The sequence below is a fragment of the Halomonas sp. A3H3 genome (assembly GCF_000982975.1).
GTDB classification, from domain to species: domain Bacteria; phylum Pseudomonadota; class Gammaproteobacteria; order Pseudomonadales; family Halomonadaceae; genus Vreelandella; species Vreelandella titanicae.
Map to the genome: position 1 here is coordinate 4,746,468 of NZ_HG423343.1, position 19,246 is coordinate 4,765,713.

Annotated in this window: 18 protein-coding genes; 15 read left to right on the forward strand and 3 right to left on the reverse strand. The window is 55.5% G+C overall.

Annotated elements, in window-relative coordinates; genetic code table 11:
- Together HALA3H3_RS26380 and HALA3H3_RS21585 are read right to left on the reverse strand one after the other, a co-directional pair.
- A partial coding sequence (locus HALA3H3_RS26380) for a DNA gyrase subunit A (RefSeq protein ID WP_272946854.1) occupies positions 1 to 471 on the reverse strand: 471 nt, incomplete at its 3' end.
- Positions 472 to 623: 152 nt separating this feature from the next.
- Positions 624 to 1,073 carry an acyl-CoA thioesterase gene (locus HALA3H3_RS21585; RefSeq protein ID WP_022523637.1) on the reverse strand — a complete coding sequence of 150 codons (450 nt, stop codon included), beginning with the start codon at positions 1,071 to 1,073 and terminating at the stop codon, positions 624 to 626.
- Positions 1,074 to 1,214: 141 nt separating this feature from the next.
- Here HALA3H3_RS21585 and HALA3H3_RS21590 point away from each other — a divergent pair, with 141 nt between their 5' ends.
- From HALA3H3_RS21590 to nth, 11 genes are all read left to right on the forward strand, one after another.
- On the forward strand, positions 1,215 to 2,144 hold the full coding sequence (locus HALA3H3_RS21590) for a recombination-associated protein RdgC (protein WP_022523638.1): 930 nt from the start codon (positions 1,215 to 1,217) through the stop codon (positions 2,142 to 2,144).
- Between the two features lie 93 nt (positions 2,145 to 2,237).
- A complete protein-coding gene (locus HALA3H3_RS21595; protein WP_009286584.1) occupies positions 2,238 to 3,419 on the forward strand; it encodes a 1-acyl-sn-glycerol-3-phosphate acyltransferase in 1,182 nt (393 codons plus the stop codon).
- Between the two features lie 127 nt (positions 3,420 to 3,546).
- Positions 3,547 to 3,828, forward strand: coding sequence for a hypothetical protein (locus tag HALA3H3_RS21600; RefSeq protein ID WP_022523639.1), 282 nt, complete (start codon positions 3,547 to 3,549; stop codon positions 3,826 to 3,828).
- Positions 3,829 to 3,932: 104 nt separating this feature from the next.
- Entirely contained in the window at positions 3,933 to 5,969 is a 2,037-nt protein-coding gene (gene metG, locus HALA3H3_RS21605; RefSeq protein ID WP_022523640.1) for a methionine--tRNA ligase, read from the forward strand.
- Positions 5,970 to 6,145: 176 nt separating this feature from the next.
- Positions 6,146 to 6,727: an electron transport complex subunit RsxA gene (gene rsxA, locus HALA3H3_RS21610; protein ID WP_022523641.1), complete on the forward strand. Its 582-nt coding sequence runs from the start codon at positions 6,146 to 6,148 to the stop codon at positions 6,725 to 6,727.
- A 12-nt stretch (positions 6,728 to 6,739) separates the two neighbouring features.
- Positions 6,740 to 7,327 carry an electron transport complex subunit RsxB gene (rsxB, locus tag HALA3H3_RS21615; protein ID WP_022523642.1) on the forward strand — a complete coding sequence of 196 codons (588 nt, stop codon included), beginning with the start codon at positions 6,740 to 6,742 and terminating at the stop codon, positions 7,325 to 7,327.
- On the forward strand, positions 7,327 to 8,982 hold the full coding sequence (gene rsxC, locus HALA3H3_RS21620; protein WP_053857062.1) for an electron transport complex subunit RsxC: 1,656 nt from the start codon (positions 7,327 to 7,329) through the stop codon (positions 8,980 to 8,982). The genes rsxB and rsxC overlap by 1 nt, the downstream gene beginning before the upstream one ends.
- Complete coding sequence (locus HALA3H3_RS21625; RefSeq protein WP_009286581.1) at positions 8,979 to 10,028, forward strand: RnfABCDGE type electron transport complex subunit D; 1,050 nt, start codon at positions 8,979 to 8,981, stop codon at positions 10,026 to 10,028. The genes rsxC and HALA3H3_RS21625 overlap by 4 nt, the downstream gene beginning before the upstream one ends.
- On the forward strand, positions 10,025 to 10,684 hold the full coding sequence (gene rsxG / locus HALA3H3_RS21630) for an electron transport complex subunit RsxG (protein WP_009286580.1): 660 nt from the start codon (positions 10,025 to 10,027) through the stop codon (positions 10,682 to 10,684). The genes HALA3H3_RS21625 and rsxG overlap by 4 nt, the downstream gene beginning before the upstream one ends.
- On the forward strand, positions 10,681 to 11,382 hold the full coding sequence (locus HALA3H3_RS21635) for an electron transport complex subunit E (RefSeq protein ID WP_009286579.1): 702 nt from the start codon (positions 10,681 to 10,683) through the stop codon (positions 11,380 to 11,382). The genes rsxG and HALA3H3_RS21635 overlap by 4 nt, the downstream gene beginning before the upstream one ends.
- 73 nt (positions 11,383 to 11,455) lie before the next feature.
- Complete coding sequence (gene nth, locus HALA3H3_RS21640) at positions 11,456 to 12,094, forward strand: endonuclease III (protein ID WP_009286578.1); 639 nt, start codon at positions 11,456 to 11,458, stop codon at positions 12,092 to 12,094.
- 175 nt (positions 12,095 to 12,269) lie between these two features.
- On the opposite strand, the gene HALA3H3_RS28020 is transcribed toward nth, so the two are convergent.
- Positions 12,270 to 13,418, reverse strand: a complete 1,149-nt coding sequence (locus HALA3H3_RS28020; protein WP_022523644.1) for a tRNA-queuosine alpha-mannosyltransferase domain-containing protein — start codon at positions 13,416 to 13,418, stop codon at positions 12,270 to 12,272.
- A gap of 384 nt (positions 13,419 to 13,802) precedes the next feature.
- Here HALA3H3_RS28020 and HALA3H3_RS21650 point away from each other — a divergent pair, with 384 nt between their 5' ends.
- Genes HALA3H3_RS21650 through HALA3H3_RS21665 form a run of 4 tightly spaced genes read left to right on the forward strand, consistent with a single transcriptional unit; the run spans position 13,803 to position 19,190 of the window.
- Entirely contained in the window at positions 13,803 to 14,177 is a 375-nt protein-coding gene (locus HALA3H3_RS21650; protein WP_022523646.1) for a response regulator transcription factor, read from the forward strand.
- Positions 14,174 to 16,234 (forward strand): 3'-5' exonuclease, encoded by a 2,061-nt coding sequence (locus tag HALA3H3_RS21655; protein ID WP_022523647.1) that lies wholly within the window; start codon positions 14,174 to 14,176, stop codon positions 16,232 to 16,234. The genes HALA3H3_RS21650 and HALA3H3_RS21655 overlap by 4 nt, the downstream gene beginning before the upstream one ends.
- Entirely contained in the window at positions 16,234 to 16,443 is a 210-nt protein-coding gene (locus HALA3H3_RS21660; protein WP_022523648.1) for a hypothetical protein, read from the forward strand. Before HALA3H3_RS21655 ends, HALA3H3_RS21660 begins: the two co-directional genes overlap by 1 nt.
- A 2-nt stretch (positions 16,444 to 16,445) precedes the next feature.
- A complete protein-coding gene (locus HALA3H3_RS21665) occupies positions 16,446 to 19,190 on the forward strand; it encodes an ATP-binding protein (protein WP_022523649.1) in 2,745 nt (914 codons plus the stop codon).
- The last annotated feature ends 56 nt before the right edge of the window (positions 19,191 to 19,246 follow it).

Here is a 19,246-nt window from a genome sequence, read left to right on the forward strand (position 1 = left end):
GGCGGGGATACGCTCGGTACCGTCGTAGTTATCCACCCAATCGACGGTATCTTTCTCAAGGTCAGCAAGCAGTTCGTGGGCAAGGCGCGACATACGCACCTCGGTATAACGCATGGCGGCCGCGTTATCCCCATCAATAGAACCGAAGTTGCCCTGACCGTCGACCAGGACATGGCGCATCGAGAAGTGCTGCGCCATACGTACGATAGTGTCGTATACCGCGCTATCACCGTGCGGATGGTATTTACCGATGACATCGCCGACGACACGCGCCGACTTCTTGTACGGTTTATTCCAATCATTACCCAGTTCATGCATGGCAAACAGCACACGCCGGTGAACCGGTTTAAGGCCATCCCGCACATCTGGAAGCGCGCGGCCGATAATGACGCTCATCGCATAGTCGAGATACGACTGTTTAAGCTCGTCTTCAATATTGACGGGCAAGATTTCTCTGGCGATGTCACCCATGAAAGTCAGATCCTTTGCACTGCATTGGCACTGCGAGAGTTGAAAGCGCTGGTAAACACCGCTCTGAAATTACCATAGAGCGGCGCGCAAATACTGCGACATCATACCACCGCAAAAGCAGCAAGGGCAGCCAGGGAGCTCACCAAAGCCGTTTAGACGCTAAATGCCTCTTTCCCCAAGGTTAATGCAGCCAACGCTTCACGCACCTCGCCCTCGATTGCAGCGGCCTTATTGGCGCGCATATCGAGTAGCACGAAGGTTAAATCCGCACGGGCGATGACGGTGCCATCCTTACGCCCACCGTTTTTACGAACAATACGATGGTGGCAAAGCCCGCTGCGCTCACCAACGTCGATGATCCCGGTCATCACTTCCAAATCATCCCCTTGGCGGGCAGCGGCCAGATAATCAATGTTCAAATTGACGACGACGAATGCCCGCCCGGCCTGATGGAGCTCTTTGATCATCTCTGGGTGTTGATCAAAGAAGTCCCAGCGCCCTTCTTCCATAAACTCAAGATAGCGAGCGTTATTGACATGCCCATAGCCATCCAGATGATAGCCTCTAACGCGTAAATGAACTCGCGACAGCGATGCACTCATATCGACTCCTCTATAGTGATTGGCAACGATTCAATCAAACACAAGTTTGAAACACGTGCAACAGAGACGATTGGTGACAGCCGCTGGTAGGAATGCCCCGCTTTCGCCATAATGTGCCACCTTTTAAACAGGATTGGCTCCATGTGGTTTAAGCACTTGCATTTATACCGCCTGCACGACGCGCCCGAATTATCCAGCGATGAGCTCGCTAGCGCTTTACAAGAGCATGCCGCCAAACCACTCGGCAACGCCGACGCACGCCGCCTGGGCTGGACTGCACCTGCTGGACGTTTGGGCGCAGGGCAGCTTGTTCACGAAATTCAATCACATCGGCTGCTTTCAGCGCTGCGTCAAGAGCGCCTACTGCCCGCCTCTGTTGTAAAAGAGGAAGTCGATGAGCAGGTGGCGGATATTGAGGCCAGCGAAGGCCGCAAAGTGACCCGCAAAGAGAAGACCGCGTTAAAAGAGCAGGTAACCGAGAATTTATTGCCCCGCGCTTTTGTGCGTAGTCAGAAAATTGATCTTTGGTGGGACATTCGCGGCCAGATGATAGGCATCAATGCCAGTTCACGCACCCGCGCCGAAGATATTCTGGATTTGCTTCGCGAAACCCTGGGCAGCCTAAAAGTCACCCCACTGAGTTCACAGACGCTGCCTATTCGCGCCATGACCACTTGGCTAGGTGACGCGGCCAGTCGCCCGGCCGATCTTCAGCTTGGTGACCAGGTTGAACTCAAAGCTAAAGGTGATGACGGTGTACTGCGCGCTCGTCAGGTCGATTTAGACAGCGATGAAATTCAGCAACTGCTTGAGACCGGCCGCCAAGCCAGTAAACTCGCGATTAGCCTGGAAGGACGGCTAAGTTGTGTGTTACACGATGATTTGGCGCTGAAATCGTTGCGCTTTGGCGATGCCTTGATTGAAGAAGCCGATCACGCTGACGACGGAGACGACGCGCTTGCCCGTCTGGAAACAGACTTTATTCTAATGGCGCAGGCGCTATCTACCGATATTCCACGCTTGATAGAGTGGCTTGGCGGCGAGACACAGCGGGAACCCGCGACGCAGTAAGGGCTCTATAGTCATTCAAGACTGTTATCCGAAGTCGTCTTTTCGCCTCGATGTTATTAATCGATATTTACTATTTATCATCCAACGGTTCGCATGACTCATCACAACAACGCTACCAACGCCTCTACCGAGACAGACCCGTGGGCCGATATTCGGCCCTTTATGGATCATGAAGTGGCCGATGTGCTGGCCAGACTCTCACGGGACAACGAGCTGCTGGATGCACTGACCCGCTTTCGGCTGCCGCGCATGGCGCGCTGGGCACCATCCCTGGCGCGTGTTTTTGCCAGCCGTGCCGTACGTCGTGAAGTCAAAGACGTAACGACGGTTTATGAGTTTCAAATGCGTATTGCCCATTACATGGAGCGCATGATTCGCACCACCACGGATGCCTTTGAAGTTACCGGCCTCGACAAACTCGACGCCAACGGCGCTTACCTGTTCATAGGTAACCACCGCGATATCTCGCTGGATCCCGCGTTCGTCAACTATGCGCTGTATCAAGCAAACCGCGACACCGTGCGTATCGCGATCGGTGACAATCTGCTTAAAAAGCCCTATGTCACAGATCTAATGCGGCTTAATAAAAGCTTTATCGTGCCACGCAGCGCCCGAGGTAAGCGGGCTATGCTGGCAGCATACCAGCAACTTTCCGCTTATATTCGCCATACCATTACCGAAGACCAGCACTCAATCTGGATGGCACAGCGGGAAGGGCGGGCCAAGAACGGCATCGATCACACTGAGCCCGCCATTATCAAAATGTTGATCATGGCCAGGCGAGCCGCAGAACGAGACATGGTATTTGGCGAGGCAATTGCTGAGTTAAAGCTGGTGCCGGTATCGATTAGCTATGAATACGACCCCTGCGATGTCCAAAAAGCCCAGGAGCTGCACGATATCGACACACTGGGTAGCTACGCTAAAAGTGAGTTTGAAGATATTCGCTCCATTGTAGCCGGCATTACCGGCTCCAAAGGGCGTGTACGGCTGCACTTTGGCACACCGGTAGGTTCTGATATGGCCACGCCCGACGAAGTCGCTGCTGAGATTGACCGCCAGGTGATTGGTGGCTATCGACTGTTCCCCAGTCACTATTTGGCTTTAGAGGCGCTGGGCGAAGCACCGGAGCTGGTGGCACGCAAAGCCATCACTCGACAAGACCGTGAACGCTTTAATGCCCGGCTTGCCGAAGTGCCGGAGCCTCTGCGCCCCTACTGGCTTGCCCAGTACGCGAACCCTGTTAAACACAAGGCAGGGCGACTGACGCTCTAAATCAGCGTTTTAAGCTGCCATTTTAATAACGGGCAATTCATGCCCGTTGGCGGAAAAAATGCTATGGTCGATGCATTGATTGGTTTCGCATGGCGCTGTCGTCAATTGCGATCCTAAGGAGACCCCCATGTCCGGTTCAGAAATTCAGAAAACACGTATCATCAACGAGCTACGTGGCTTTATTCGTAAGCTGCTGCAAGACCCAAAGATCCTTGAGCAATCACTGGCGATTGCCAGAGAACAACTGACCGAAGGCAATAGCCCTGCGGTGATGGCGCGGATTGCCAACGAAATTTCCGATACCACCAGCGTGCATATACCGGAAGATCCGGCTGAACACTCTGAGGCTGATAAGCTCTTTTTAGAACTGCTGCGTGAAGTCGTTCAAGAAGAGCAAGCGCTTTATTAATCGTTGCTAGGACGTAACGGTATCGGCGAAGCGTTTAGCGACTTCGCCGTCTTTTTTACCATCGCCTGACCGGCACCCTTATTCACTCGGAATTAACCTTCACCATGTCTACTACCGCCACGCGCAACATTTTGGTGACTAGCGCGCTCCCTTACGCCAACGGAGCCATTCACCTCGGTCACTTACTTGAGTATATCCAGACTGATATCTGGGTACGTTTCCAGAAAAGCCGTGGCCAGCAGTGCTACTACGTATGTGCCGATGACGCCCATGGCACCGCCATTATGCTGCGTGCCGAGCAGGAAGGTATTACCTCTGAAGCCCTGATTGAGCGGGTTTCCAACGATCACCAAACAGACTTTGCCCGTTTTGGCGTTGGGTTCGACAATTACCACTCGACCCACTCCGCTGAAAACCGCCACTTCAGCGAAATGATTTATAAGCGCTTACGGGATAAAGGCCATATTGCCACCCGTGATATCGAGCAGATGTTTGACCCCCAGAAAGGCCTGTTTCTGGCTGACCGTTTTATTAAAGGCACCTGCCCTAAATGTGGCGCTGAAGACCAGTATGGCGATAACTGCGAAAAGTGCGGCGCTACCTATACTCCCGCCGACTTGATCAACCCCGTTTCAGCCATTTCAGGCGCAACGCCCGAAGTACGTACATCGACCCACTACTTCTTTAAACTGCCTGACTTTGCCGACTTCCTGCAGGGCTGGATTGACGACGGCCATGTGCAGCCGCAAATCCGCAATAAGCTGATGGAGTGGTTTGAGTCTGGCTTTAACGAGTGGGATATTTCCCGGGATGCGCCCTACTTCGGCTTCGAAATTCCCGATGCCCCGGGCAAATACTTTTATGTCTGGCTGGATGCGCCAATTGGCTATTTGGCCAGCTTCAAGAACTTGTGTGACCGCGAAGGTATCGACTTCGACAGCTACTGGAACAAAGGCTCTGATGCCGAGGTATATCACTTTATCGGCAAAGATATCGTCTACTTCCACGCGCTCTTCTGGCCCGCCATGCTGCATGGCGCGGATCTGCGCACCCCCACCGCCGTCAACTGCCACGGTTTCCTGACGGTAGACGGCGCCAAGATGTCGAAATCCCGCGGCACCTTTATTAAAGCCGCCACCTACGCCGACCATCTCAACCCGGAATACCTGCGCTACTACTTTGCCGCCAAGCTTACTTCCAAAGTTGATGACCTGGATCTGAATTTGGACGATTTTGCCGCGCGGGTAAATTCAGATTTAGTCGGCAAGGTGGTCAACATTGCCAGCCGCTGCGCCGGTTTTGTTAAAAAGCTCGGCAGTGGCAGCCTCTCAAGCCACTGCGCTGAGCCACAGATGGTCGCCCGCTTTATTGCCGCCGGTGATGATATTGCCGAAGACTTTGAAGCCCGGGAATTTAGCCGGGCAATGCGCAAAATTATGGAACTGGCGGATGAAGCCAACACCTATATTGCTGATAAAGAACCCTGGGCGCTGGCCAAGCAGGATGGCCGTGACACAGAGGTGCTTGAGATATGCTCGGTAGGCATTAATCTGTTCCGCCAGTTGATGGTTTATTTGGCTCCTGTGGTACCCGCCATGGCTGAAGAGGCCCGTGTTTTTCTTAACGTTGAGTCGCTGGACTGGCACACTCGTCAAAGCGTACTCACTGATCACCCAATCAATAAATTCAAACCGCTGATGACACGCGTTGAACGCGATAAAATCGATGCCATGATTGAAGCGTCGAAGGAAGATCTCGTGGAAGAGCAAAAATTGAAAGAAGCGCCCAAAGGCCCGCTGGCGGAAGAGCCTATCGCCGAGGAAATCGACTTTGCCGCCTTTGCTAAAGTCGACCTGCGCATTGCGCGTATTGCCAAAGCCGAATACGTAGAAGGCGCCGACAAACTGCTGCAATTGACCCTCGACCTGGGTGGCGAAACCCGCAACGTCTTCTCCGGCATTCGCTCCGCCTACGCCCCGGAAGCCCTGGAAGGCCGCTTAACGGTCATGGTCGCCAACCTGGCTCCGCGCAAAATGCGCTTCGGCGTATCGGAAGGCATGGTGCTGGCCTCTGCTAACGAAGATGGCATCTACCTGCTCTCTCCCGATGCAGGTGCCGAGCCGGGTCAGCGGGTAACCTAACCCGTCGCATAAGCGGTAAGCAGGTTAAAGGGCAGAGACTCAAAAGCGCTCTGCCCTTTGCATTTTTATTATAGCGGCAATTTTATTCAAACTTCCTCCTGCATAGGTTTTTCACACATCAAACTTCCTTGCCTCCCACTAGCCAGCGCCGCCTTTTCTTCGCACAATACGCTGTCATGAGTGAGTTATTTATCATTTTGATCAGCACTGCCCTGGTCAACAACTTCGTACTGGTTCAGTTCTTGGGCCTATGCCCGTTTATGGGCGTCTCCAATAAACTGGAGTCGGCCATGGGCATGTCCCTGGCCACTACCTTTGTGCTGACTCTGGCATCGGCCGCTAGCTTCGTGGTTTATCACGGCCTGCTTGTGCCGCTGGATGTAACCTACCTGCGTACCATTAGTTTTATCGTGGTGATCGCCGCCGTGGTGCAGTTTACCGAAATCATGGTGCGCCAACTGAGTCCGCTGCTGCACCAGGTGCTGGGCATTTTCCTGCCGCTGATCACCACCAACTGCGCGGTATTGGGTGTAGCCCTGCTGTCGTTAAACCGTGAATTAAGCTTTTTCCACACCATCCTTTATGGATTGGGCGCAGCACTGGGCTTCTCGCTTATTTTGGTGCTGTTTGCCGCGATGCGCGAACGTTTAGCGGGGGCGGATATTCCCAAACCCTTCCAAGGCGCCGCGATTGCTATGGTCACCGCCAGCCTTATGTCGTTAGCATTTTTAGGGTTTTCAGGGTTGGTGCAGGGATGAAGGCAGCGCGCAATGAATAGCATCATTGGAATCCTCAGCGCCGTCGCGGTATTAACCGGCTTGGGTATCGGTTTTGGCGCCCTGCTGGGCTTGGTGAGCGAGCGCTTTAAGCGCGAAGATAACCCGCTAGTTGAGCAAATTGATGCGCTACTGCCGCAAACCCAGTGCGGCCAGTGCGGCTACCCAGGCTGCCGCCCTTACGCTGAAGCCATTAACCAGGGTGATGCGCTGAATAAATGCCCTCCGGGTGGCGAAGCGACGATTCACGCCCTTGCCGATCTTCTCGGGCGCGACCCCGAGCCCCTGGATGGCGAAGCGCAAAGCGAAGCCAAGGTGGCATTTATTCGCGAAGCGGAGTGCATTGGCTGCACCAAGTGCATCCAGGCCTGCCCGGTCGATGCGATTATCGGCGCGGCTAAATTAATGCATACCGTGATTGAAGACGAGTGCACCGGCTGCGATCTCTGCCTTGACCCCTGCCCCGTGGACTGTATCGATATGCTGCCACGCTCAGCCCCGCTCACCCAGTGGCAGCCGGTAGTGGCGCACTCATCAAACATGATTGCCAGCGACCGCCAACCCGCTTCAGGGGTGTCTTGATGTCGAACGCCTTTGACTTCCCGGGAGGGATTTACCCCCCCGAACGCAAACAGCGTTCAAACCAATCCGCGCTGATTGAAGCGCCACTGCCCCGCCGGGTCACTCTCCCCCTTCAGCAGCACAGCGGTCAGCCAGCGAAGCCCTGTGTGGCGCAAGGAAATGCGGTAAAAGTGGGCAGCGTGATTGCCAAACGTGAAGGTATGGTCTCTAGTGCCCTGCACGCCAGTATTAGCGGTACGGTGAGCGAGGTTAGCACTACCCAAATCAGCATTGAGGGTGACGGGCAAGATGAGTGGCTTAGACTGCCACCATTGGTGTGGCAAAATGTCGAACCCCACGCGCTGCTTGAGCGTTTAAACGAGAGCGGCATCGTCGGCTTAGGTGGCGCCGGGTTTCCCACCCATATTAAAGCGCGGGTGGTCGAACAACATACGATTCACACCCTGGTGATTAACGCCGCCGAGTGCGAGCCCTATATCACCGCCGATGATCTTACCCTGCGCCACTACGCTAACGAGGTGCTTGAAGGCGCACAGATAATCGCCAAACTGTGTGGCGCGCAGCATATCGTTATTGGCATCGAGGATAACAAACCCGAGGCCATTGACGCGCTGAAGCAAGCCCTAACCAATAGTCAGCCAGTCCCCGTCGAGCTGGCCGTGATCGCCACCCGCTACCCCAGCGGCGGCGAACGACAACTGATTAAAAAACTGCTAGACCTCAACGTACCCAGTGGCGGGCTGCCTGCTGATGTTGGCGTGCTGTGCCACAACCCAGGCACGCTACTGGCGATACTACACGCAGTGCGCGATGGTCAGCCGCTGGTTTCCAGGGTGGTCACGCTGACTGGAGAGGCCATCACCCAGCCCGGCAATCGCTGGGTGCGTCTGGGCACATCGGTTAGAGAGCTGCTGGAGCAGGCAGGGTTAAATACCCCAGAGTTACACCAAGTGATTCAAGGTGGCCCCATGATGGGCGCGCCACTGCTAACGCTCGATACGCCGGTCACTAAGCTTACCAACTGCTTAATCGCGGCCACGCTTGAAGAGTTACCGCCGCCCCCAGCAGAATCGCCCTGCATTCGCTGCGGTGAGTGTGAAAGCGTTTGCCCGGTAGCACTGCTGCCCCAACAGCTGCACTGGTACGCCCGCGCTCAGGATGATGCCAAGCTTGAGCGCTACCACCTATTTGATTGCATTGAGTGCGGTGCCTGCAGCTACGTCTGCCCCAGCCATATTCCGCTCGTGGTGGATTACCGGGAAGCTAAAAGCCGGTTACGCCTGCAGCGAATTGAGACAGCAAAAGCGGAGCACGCCAAGCACCGTTTTGAGTTTCGCCAAGCGCGGCTTGCTCGGGAGGAGGCTGAGAAACAGGCACGCAAGCAAGCCCGCCAGGCGCAGCAGCGGCGCCCTTCTAACACTGCCGCAACCAACAGCGAAAAGGTCGACTTACGCGGTCTGCGCATCGCCCATGCCGCCGCCAAAGCATCGGTCAAAAAGGCTGAAAAAACCCTGGCGCGCGTCGCTCAGGAAGATCCTAAACAATCCCTGGATGACTTAGAAATGCAGCTTGCCACCGCCCAGGAGAACTTGAAAGCAGCCGAGTTGCAGCTTGCCCAGGCGCGCGAACAGCAGTCTAGCGAGGAGTCGCCATGAGCATGATGCACGCCTCAGGCGTTAAAGATGCCATGACGGCAACCGCGGTGCCACCAACGGCAAGCTTAATGCGCTGGGTAATTGCAGCAACCCTGCCAGGCATCGCCACCATGAGCTACTTCTTTGGCCTTGGAGTTATCAGCAATGTACTGTTAGCCGCCGCTTTTGGTATTGCGCTTGAAGCCGCCGTGCTACGGCTACGCAAGCGCCCCATTCGTGTGACGCTGAATGACTCAAGTGCCCTGCTTACCGGCGTTTTGCTGGGCACGTCACTGCCACCCGCTAGCCCCTGGTGGCTTGTCGGCGTGGGTATGATCGCGGCAATTGTAGTCGCCAAGCAGCTATACGGCGGCTTGGGGCATAACCCGTTTAACCCCGCCATGGTGGGCTATGCGCTGCTATTGGTGTCGTTTCCTACCTACATGACGCTATGGGCACCGCCCCAGGAAATGCTACCTAATGATTTATGGGCGCAAATCACCGGAACTCTACCGACCGCCCAACTAGATAGTTTGAGCGGCGCAACACCGCTAGATGCTTTTAAGCACAAAGGGGACGCCGTGCTTGCCAGCGAGTTTTGGGCGGCTAACCCACTGCCGAATGGAACCCTAACTGCCTGGCGATGGGTAGCACTTGCTTGGCTAGTAGGTGGTGTGGTGTTGTTAGCGAAGCGGATTATTAGTTGGCATATTCCGATCGCGATGCTTGGCAGCCTAGTACTACTGGACACGCTGTTTTATCTCAGCGACCCCAGCCACTTTGCTTCACCGCTGTTTCACCTGCTCACCGGGGCAACGCTATTCGGGGCGTTCTTTATTGCCACCGACCCGGTCTCCGCTGCCACCAGCCAACGCGGCAAACTTATTTATGGCGCGGGGATCGGTGCGCTGGTTATCATTATTCGCACCTTTGGCGGCTACCCCGATGCTGTGGCGTTTGCGGTCTTACTGATGAACCTGTGCGTACCATTACTGGATATATATAGCGTGCCGCGGCCCACTGGCCAGCAAAAAGCTTCACCGGGTAAGCCAGGAGAACAGCCATGACGCTGCTCCAGGCCATGCGGCGTGGCGCCTTCGCGCTGGGCACCTTTGCACTGATTACCGCCGGCAGTGTCGCGCTTACCCGCGCGCTAACCGCCGAACGTATAGAGACACATCAGTTGGCTTACCAACACCGCCAGTTGCAGGAAGTACTGCCCCAAGCGCTGGCGAATACCCCCGTCACCCAGGTACTGGAGAGCACCTTTACCCTTCCCAACCCACAAGCGCTAGGGCTGGCGAGTGATAGCCAAGGCTGGTGGGTAAGTGGCAGCGAGAACAATAACCCGAGCCGAAACGGAAGCAGCGCAGTGATCTTGCCGGTGGTAACCCGCCAGGGATATAACGGCAAAATCCACCTACTGATTGGCATTGATGAGCACCAGCGTATCAGCGGCGTGCGCGTTACCCAGCACCAGGAAACGCCTGGGCTAGGCGATGACATTGAGCGCAGCCGCAGCGACTGGATCACCCGGTTTAATGGTTTAAGGTTAGATAGCTTGCCACCAGAAGGCTGGGCGGTAGCTAAAGATGGCGGTCACTTTGATGCGTTCACCGGTGCAACGATTACGCCCCGAGCCGTGGTCAACGCTGTCCATAAAGCGCTTCAGTACGCCGCCGATACACCGCTACCGATGTCATTTGAGGAGCCCACCTTATGAGCCAGTGGCGCGAACTAGCCCAAAGCGGCCTTTGGTCGAATAACCCCGCGCTGGTGCAACTGCTGGGACTTTGCCCGCTGCTAGCCGTGAGTGGAAATGTCGTCAATGCGCTGGGGCTGGCGCTGGCTACGCTACTGGTAATGGTAGGCGCCAGCACGGCGATTTCGCTGATTCGTCACCAGGTGCCCAGCGCGGTGCGCTTGCCCGCTTTCGTAATGGTAATTGCAGCTTTTGTTACCTGCGCTGAACTGCTCATGGCCGCCTACGCCTACCCGCTCTATCAGGTATTGGGGATTTTTATTCCGCTGATCGTGACCAACTGCGCCATTCTTGGCCGAGCCGATGCATTTGCTTCCCGCCAGCCGGTGCTTCCAGCGGCCATTGATGGCTTTATGATGGGGTTGGGTTTTGCTGCGGTACTGGTGTTACTTGGCGCTCTGCGCGAGTTGCTGGGCCAAGGCACGCTGTTTAGCGATATGGCGCTACTGTTTGGGCCGCAAGCGGCCAGTTGGCAGCTGACGATTGCCGACGACTACCAGTTCCTGTTTTTCGTGCTGCCGCCCGGCGCGTTCTTTGTGGCGGGCCTGTTAATCGCGCTGAAAAACGTTATCGATCAACGCAATGCTGCCCGTGCCAAGCCAGTCGCGGCAGCACCCCGAACTGAGCGCCGCGTACGGGTTACCGGCACGATTAAATAGTTGGCAAGATGCCGAAAGTACACATGTAAGCAACTGCTTGTATTTATAACGCGTATTTATTAAGAGACCCGCCATGAATGCCCAAAAGCGTCATGAAATCTTTGCTCGCCTTCAGGCAGAGAACCCGCACCCCACCACCGAGCTTAATTGGAACACGCCCTTTGAGCTGCTGGCTGCCGTACTGCTTTCTGCTCAAGCCACCGATGTAGGCGTCAACAAAGCCACGGCGCGGCTCTACCCGGTCGCTAACACACCCCAAGCGATCATTGATTTAGGTATCGATGAGCTTAAAGCGCATATCAAAACCATCGGCCTGTACAACACCAAAGCCGAAAACCTGATGAAAACCTGCCATATCCTCGTTAATCAGCACGGTGGCGAAGTGCCCGACACCCGCCAAGCGTTGGAAGCCTTACCCGGCGTAGGCCGTAAAACTGCCAATGTGATTCTCAACACGGCATTTGGTCAGCCCACCATGGCGGTGGATACGCATATTTTCCGGGTATCCAATCGCACCGGCATCGCTAAAGGCAAAGATGTCGTTGAGGTGGAGCAAAAACTGCTGCGCCATGTGCCAAAAGGGTTTCTGCACGATGCTCACCACTGGCTAATTCTGCACGGCCGCTACACCTGTATCGCGCGCAAACCCCGCTGTGGTAGCTGCATTATCGAGGATCTGTGCGACTATAAAGACAAAACCGAACTTGCTTAACGGCTAGCAGCCTGTCGGGCTTGACCGATCGTCGCGAGAAGCACGGATTTTGAGCCAAATTTATCGATCGATTGAGGCGAATAGCGCGCTATTTAACGAAATCGATCGAATAAAGTTGGCCAAAATACCGGGATTCGCAGTAGATCAGTGTTAAGTCCGACAGGCTGCTAGGCCATCAAGTCGAACTCATCAGCAACTGGCGGTAAGCCTCACGCCAAGCGGGCCACTCCCAAGCGGTAGTATCAAGTAGTTCAGGGCGAGTCGCTGGATCGTTAAGCCAAGCACTGAGCCGGTCGTAAAGCCCTTCCCGGGTACCGTCATAGCGATAGGCAGGCGGATAAAGCGCCGGGAAGCAGAGCCGATCAGGCACCAGCGGCAACGCCCCGCGCTGGGCCGCCTCCATGATCGCCAACCCCTGAAATTCATGCCAAGTGGTCGAAACCACAATATCCGCGCTATCCAACAACTCACGGTAGGCCTCCTCCGGCTGTGGCTCCCAAGCCACAATATGCTTGGCTAAGCGCTGCTCGGCCTCGGCAAAAATAGCGGGGACTTGGCGGAAACGCTGACCAAGCACCGCCAGTTCAAACGCTACACCGGCTTCGCTTAACGCAAACAACACGGTGAAGAAGTCGTCGGGATTTTTGTCATACTCCCAGCGGTGATTCCAGATAATTCGCTGTGGCACCATTTTTTGAAAAGCCGTTTGCTGGCAAGGTGCTAAGTTTTTAGATGCTAAGTTTTCAAGCTCTACGTTTTCAGGTGCTAAGTTTTCAGGGGCTAAGTTTTCAGGGGCTGTGCTATCAGGAATGGGCACCGGCAATACCATAGCCCGCTCGCGTATCGCTTCTAATGGCTTAGCTGCCGGAAGGTTTTCCGGCATTTTTTTCAAAAAAGCTCGCGCGCCATCAATAAAGGAGTCACGGTTATAGGCGCTGTTAAACACCACGCTATCCGCCGCCAGCGCCGTATAGAGATTGACCATTTTGGCCTCTACTTGTGGCATTTGATCGCTCGACTCAGGATAGGCGAACTGGTTTTCATGAAAGTAGACAACCTTTTTTGCTCGACCCAGATGCGGGAACAGCCCTACCAGCGTTGCCAGATCAACCATCGAAGTGGCTAGCACTACATCAAACGACTGGCTGAGAGTATCGTGCTCTTTGAGCATCCAGCTCAGCGGATTGCCACGAATACGCCAAGCAAAATGTCGTGGCGGCAGGCTCAACTGCGTCCACGACACCTCCTCAAGCTGCGCCATTAAACTTTGTGCCCAGTAGCGATGGCTCACCGCCTCGTAGGCAGATAACAGGAGAACGCGCATTTACAGCCCTAACAGCCAGATCAGTGGAACGCCATAACATGTTAAGCAATGGCACAGAGGTGTGCAGTGTAACAAAGCGCGCTTACTAGGCTTTGTACGAAAACTGCCTGCGCTCGACAATACTGCGTTAAAAATCGCCTCGTGCGCGAGTCCGATCGAAATGCTCATTTACACCCCGTAAACTCCGCTTTCTCGTTGATTTTTGCCTTGTCTAGTCTTCGCTCGCCGACTTTTCGTGCAAACCCTAGCTCTTTTGCAATAGCACCCTGAACTTGCATGCATTCGGCCAAGGTCGTCTTGGCTGACCGGCTAGATATATCTAGACTGCAGCCATACCGCTTTAAAACAGATAAACGTTAAAACAAATAAAAGCAGGAGAGCTCAATGGCCAAAGTGCTCGTCGTCGATGACGAACCCAACATTGTTTTATCGCTAGAGTTCTTGATGGAGCAAGCAGGGTTTGAGGTCGTCACTGCCGAAGATGGTGAACAGGCCCTGGCAAGAGTGAATGATAGCCAGCCTGATCTACTGCTACTTGATATTAGCCTGCCGGGGATTAGCGGTTTTGACGTTTTAGAGCGACTGCGGAGCGAAGCGGCTACCGCCCAGCTCCCCATTATTATGTTGACCGCTCACGGGCGTGACGTTGAGCGGGAAAAAGGCATGGCGCTGGGCGCCGATGATTACATCACCAAGCCCTTCTCTACTCAGTCGCTGGTCGAAAAAGTCAAAGCGCTACTGATTGAGGAGCAGCCATGACCCGAGGCGGGCTGCCCAAGCGTCAGCGCCTGATTGGCCTCTGGTTGCTACTTAGCGGCATCAGCCTGCTGGGTGGAGCCATTTTCGCCGCTTGGCTGGATGCCAAGCTTGCTCCCACAGGCGTAACGCGCATCGCTCTCTGGCTAGGCAGTTTCTCCGGTGGCGCGACGATTTTTTTAGTCGGTTTACTGCTTGAGCGCATGCTGTTTACCCCGCTGCGCCATTTACAGGTGCAGCTGGCACGCCTGGTCGCCAACCCGGACGCCCGAGACGAGCACCCACCCGAAGGTTGGCTAAAAGGGCTGGGGCCCGACCTACGTCGAGTACGCGAAAGTTGGCGATCAGATCGCAGTCGCCTTGCCACCGCTCACGCTGACGGCGCCCGCAGCGCTGCACGTATTCGTCAGGAGCTGGAAACGCTGCTGCAAGTGCTCGAAACACCGCTGCTACTGTGTGATCACCACCGCCGGCTCATGCTGTTCAATCAGGCAGCCGAGGACTTCTTTGAGGGTAATACCGGGTTAGGGCTGGGTAAACGCCTGGAGGCGCTGCTGCCAGTAGCAAGCTTACAACAAATGCTCGGTCAACTGCCTAATGACGGCTCCCCGCGCGAGTTACTCGCTCCCTGTGATGACCGCTGGCTCAAAGTCATTTTACGCCGCGTACCGGGTAGCGATGGCGAAACACTGCTGACTTTTAGTGACGCCACCGCCTCTTGGTCGAGCGAAATGGGCGTTAGAGCGGAACTGGCGGCCATGCTGACCCCGCTTCGCCAGCATACCGCCAGCCTGACCAGCGCTGCTGATGCGCTGATACAGCTGCGCGATCAAAATGACGCCAGTACATCCTCTTTACGCCAGCGTTTTGAGCGGGTAATCCACGAGGAAGGCGTTACGCTTGGCGACAACGTGGCTAAAATCGGCCAGCTACTCGACGACATGCAACACCAGGGCGAGCGCTTGACGCCCATGTGGTCAAACGATTTCTGGCAAGCGTTGGATGAGCGTCTTGATCCGGAGCACCGCCTAATCACCCCGGTGGGCATGCCAGCCTGGTTTAAAGGCGACGCTCCGGCACTCATTGCGCTGTTCGACTCTTTAGTCAAATACCTCAATACCCATCTGCCTGACAGTGGCTTTGAGGGTGAGATGTGCCTGGGCAATAAGCGCGTCTATCTCGACCTTATTTGGCGCGGCAAAGCAATCCCTGAACACGAACTGGCGGAGTGGCGCCAGCAGCCGCTAAACTCCCTGCCATTGACGCCAAGCGTCGCGGATGTGCTGCGCCAACACGCCAGCGACATCTGGAGCCTTGCCGACGATGACGGCGTTCATTCACGTCTGCGACTCCCCCTGCCCGCCATGGAGCGCGTCGGCGCCCCACGAGAAACCGCCCCGCCGCGCCCTGAATTCCATGACTTTGGCATTGCCGACCTGCCTCCACCAGATGAAGCGCTGGCCAGCCGAACACTGCGCAGCCTGGAAATAGTCGCCTTTGATACGGAAACCACCGGGCTTGAGCTACGCCGAGGCGACACCGTCATCAGTCTTGGCGCCTGCCGCGTGGTCAACGCCCGTTTATTGGCAAGCGAGGTCTTCGATCAAAAAGTTGATCCGCAGCGGCCGATCCCGCCGGCTAGCACCGCGATTCACGGCCTTACCGATGCCGATGTGATCGGTGCGCCACCGCTGGATATTGTGCTTACCCGCTTTCGTGATTATGTCGGCGAAGCCGTCTTGCTGGCCCATAATGCCGCCTTTGATCTGCTTGCCATTAGCCACAAAGGGGTCGTTTTTGATATCCCTGTGATCGATACCCTACTGATTTCACGGGCACTGGACGAAGCACTCGATGGGCATGATCTGGATAGCCTTGCCCAGCGCTATGATCTGGCTTTTCCGCCGGGCACCCGCCACACTGCATTAGGCGATGCTCGTGTTACCGCCGAGCTATGGCTAGCTTTGCTGCCACGCCTAGAAGCCCGCGGCGTCGATACCCTTGAGCAGTTGTTAGCGCTGCAAGCCAACGCCTTCGACCGACAGGATGCCAGTGCCTAATGAAACCGTTCGGTGTTAAATCACGCCAAACAGAGCGCCTAATGGCTCTGGTGGCGATTGCCCTGCTACTGTTCTGCCCGCCGCTGATTATCGTGGTGGATCGCCTTCCCGCGTTTAGCGTGGGCTGGCTACCGCTCTATCTATTTATCGCCTGGGCTGGGGTGATCGGCTTAACCGCCTGGCTGATGGAACAGCGTGCAGGCCGCTAACCATGCGTAGTGAGGCGATTATCCTCGGCACCGCTTTTGGCTACTTGGCGCTGCTGTTTGTGGTCGCCGCCTGGGGCGACCGGCGGGCAGAGCAGGGTCGTTCCATCATTGGCTCGCCAACGGTATATGCCCTTTCTATTGCTGTTTACTGCACGGCCTGGACGTTCTACGGCAGCGTAGGGCGCGCCACTGAGTATGGCCCCAGTTTTATGCTCATCTATCTGGGGCCGACGCTGGCGATGCTGTTGGCCCCTTTTGTTATACGCAAGATGGTGCGCATTGCAGCGCGGCAACGGATCACCTCAATTGCCGACTTTATCAGTGCCCGCTACGGCAAAAGCACCAGTTTAGGCGCACTGGTTGCCCTAATGGCGCTGATTAGCATCACCCCCTATATTGCCCTGCAGTTAAAAGCCATCACTGTTAGCCATGCGGTACTGATCAATTATCCCCGCGCGGCCGACACTACGTTGGTGGATGAACACTTCTGGATGGATAAGTCCCTCTGGGTCGCCCTGGTGTTGGCGGTGTTTATTATTCTGTTTGGCACACGCCACCTGGATGCCAGCGAGCGCCATGAAGGCATGGTGGCAGCGATCGCCGTGGAATCTATCGTTAAGCTGGTAGCCTTTATGGCCGTTGGCGTGTTCGTGGTGTTTGTGATGTTTGAAGGCCCCGCCGCGCTGTTTGCCCAGGTAGCGGCCACGCCGGCCCTTGTCGATAGCATGCGGTTGAATAGTGTTCCTGGTGGGGTCACCGGCTGGGTGGGCATGCTGGTGCTGGCCTTTTTGGCCTTCTTAACCTTGCCTCGCCAATTCCAGGTATTGGTGGTGGAGAATGTCGATGAGCAGCACTTAGCCAGAGCAAGCTGGCTATTCCCCCTCTACATGCTGCTGATTAATCTGTTCGTTATTCCCATTGCGCTGGCTGGCCTGCTGTTAGGCGTAAGCGCAGGTGATCCAGACAGCTTCGTACTCACGCTGCCGCTCTCAGCTGGTTTAGAAGGGCTGCCGCTACTGGTCTTTATTGGTGGTCTGTCTGCGGCGACAGGCATGGTGATTGTGGAGACAATCGCGCTTTCCACTATGGTTAGCAATCAGTTGGTGATGCCACTGCTGCTTCGCTCACGGCGCCTGCACCTGAGTACCAAAGGGGAGCTTGCCGGCTGGCTGTTGGGTATTCGGCGCATCGCTATCGTGCTGATTCTACTGCTTGGCTATCTCTATCATGCTCTGATTGGTGACTCCTATAGCCTTGTCACTATTGGCTTGGTCTCCTTCGCTGGGGCCGCGCAGTTTGCTCCAGCGCTTTTGATTGGACTCTATTGGCGTGGCGCTACTCGCCAAGGCGCCACCGTTGGTTTAATCGCCGGGTTCTTAATCTGGTGCTATACCCTGCTGCTACCCGGGTTTGCTCAATCCGGTTGGTTGGATACAGCACTGCTCACCAAGGGGCCATGGGGTATCGGTTGGCTAGTGCCCTACAGCTTATTCGGGCTCGAAAATTGGGATATTTATACCCATTCGCTGCTCTGGAGCATGTTGGCCAACGTGGGGCTATTGGTGGGGGTATCGCTGTTTACCCGCCCTACACCCCTTGAGCAAACTCAGGCGGCACTGTTCACCGAAGCGATGCACCCCAATTTGCAAACCACCTCACTGTCTACATCACTATGGCGCGGGCAAACTACCCAGGGTGCACTCAAAGAACTACTCGTTCGCTATCTTGGCACCCCGACCACCCGCCGCGTATTCAGCCATAGCGGAACCAAAAGCGCTTATGCAGCGGACGAGCCAGCCACCGCGGAGCTGATTACTCGCGCCGAACAGGCACTGGCGGGGGCGTTGGGTAGCTCCTCAGCGCGAGTATTGATCAACTCGGTGGTACGCGGCGAAGCACTGGATATTGAGTCGATTCTGAGCATTCTGGACACGACCTCACAAACTCTGGAGTACAACCGCCGTTTGGAGCAGAAGTCTCAGGAGCTGGTGCAAATTGGCGAAGAACTGCGTAGTGCCAATGAGCGCCTGCGTGAGCTGGATCGCTTGAAAGATGAGTTTGTCGCCATGGTCAGCCACGAGCTACGCACGCCGCTCACCTCGATTCGCGCCTTTGCCGAAATATTGCGCGATAGCAGCCAACTGCCTGATGAAAAACGTCAGCATTTTCTTGGCGTGATCGTCCACGAGAGCCAGCGCCTGTCACGTTTAATTGAAGAAATTCTGGATCTTGCCCGTCTGGAGAGCGGCCGTTTAACGCTTAACCCCGTTCCTCTTGATCTTGCCGCCCTGACTCGGCATAGCATTGATGCTATTGCGCATCTGCATGAGGAGCGCGGCATAGTGCTAGACGTTAGCTTAGAAGCTGACCCTGCGATGGTGGTTGGCGATCATGACCGTTTAGAACAGGTGATTATTAACCTGCTTGATAACGCGGGTAAGTTTGCCGATCGGGAGCAGCCAAAAGTGCGCCTCACGCTTTATCGTCATCGCCGTCATTTCCGTCTGAGCGTAGAGGATAACGGTGCGGGTATTAGCGAAGATGAGCGTGAGCGGGTATTTGAAAAATTCCATCAAATTCAGCAAGGCGATGATATTCCCCGTGGTCGGCCAAGGGGCAGCGGCTTAGGACTACCGATTAGCCGGGGCATTATCGCCCACCTGGGGGGACGGCTTTGGGTCGAGGATGCTAAAACCTTAGGCGGTGCCTGCTTAACGCTAGAACTCCCCGCTGCGCCTCCAACATAAAGCGTTGATTCCTTATTGGTGACAACGGCTAGCCTTGCTCACTAAAACTAAGTTAT

Coding starts and splice junctions, on each gene's coding strand:
- HALA3H3_RS21585 (WP_022523637.1), bottom strand. CDS start 1,073: ATGAGTGCATCGCTGTCGCGAGTTCATTTACGCGTTAGAGGCTATCAT.
- HALA3H3_RS21590 (WP_022523638.1), top strand. CDS start 1,215: ATGTGGTTTAAGCACTTGCATTTATACCGCCTGCACGACGCGCCCGAA.
- HALA3H3_RS21595 (WP_009286584.1), top strand. CDS start 2,238: ATGACTCATCACAACAACGCTACCAACGCCTCTACCGAGACAGACCCG.
- HALA3H3_RS21600 (WP_022523639.1), top strand. CDS start 3,547: ATGTCCGGTTCAGAAATTCAGAAAACACGTATCATCAACGAGCTACGT.
- metG (WP_022523640.1), top strand. CDS start 3,933: ATGTCTACTACCGCCACGCGCAACATTTTGGTGACTAGCGCGCTCCCT.
- rsxA (WP_022523641.1), top strand. CDS start 6,146: ATGAGTGAGTTATTTATCATTTTGATCAGCACTGCCCTGGTCAACAAC.
- rsxB (WP_022523642.1), top strand. CDS start 6,740: ATGAATAGCATCATTGGAATCCTCAGCGCCGTCGCGGTATTAACCGGC.
- rsxC (WP_053857062.1), top strand. CDS start 7,327: ATGTCGAACGCCTTTGACTTCCCGGGAGGGATTTACCCCCCCGAACGC.
- HALA3H3_RS21625 (WP_009286581.1), top strand. CDS start 8,979: ATGAGCATGATGCACGCCTCAGGCGTTAAAGATGCCATGACGGCAACC.
- rsxG (WP_009286580.1), top strand. CDS start 10,025: ATGACGCTGCTCCAGGCCATGCGGCGTGGCGCCTTCGCGCTGGGCACC.
- HALA3H3_RS21635 (WP_009286579.1), top strand. CDS start 10,681: ATGAGCCAGTGGCGCGAACTAGCCCAAAGCGGCCTTTGGTCGAATAAC.
- nth (WP_009286578.1), top strand. CDS start 11,456: ATGAATGCCCAAAAGCGTCATGAAATCTTTGCTCGCCTTCAGGCAGAG.
- HALA3H3_RS28020 (WP_022523644.1), bottom strand. CDS start 13,418: ATGCGCGTTCTCCTGTTATCTGCCTACGAGGCGGTGAGCCATCGCTAC.
- HALA3H3_RS21650 (WP_022523646.1), top strand. CDS start 13,803: ATGGCCAAAGTGCTCGTCGTCGATGACGAACCCAACATTGTTTTATCG.
- HALA3H3_RS21655 (WP_022523647.1), top strand. CDS start 14,174: ATGACCCGAGGCGGGCTGCCCAAGCGTCAGCGCCTGATTGGCCTCTGG.
- HALA3H3_RS21660 (WP_022523648.1), top strand. CDS start 16,234: ATGAAACCGTTCGGTGTTAAATCACGCCAAACAGAGCGCCTAATGGCT.
- HALA3H3_RS21665 (WP_022523649.1), top strand. CDS start 16,446: ATGCGTAGTGAGGCGATTATCCTCGGCACCGCTTTTGGCTACTTGGCG.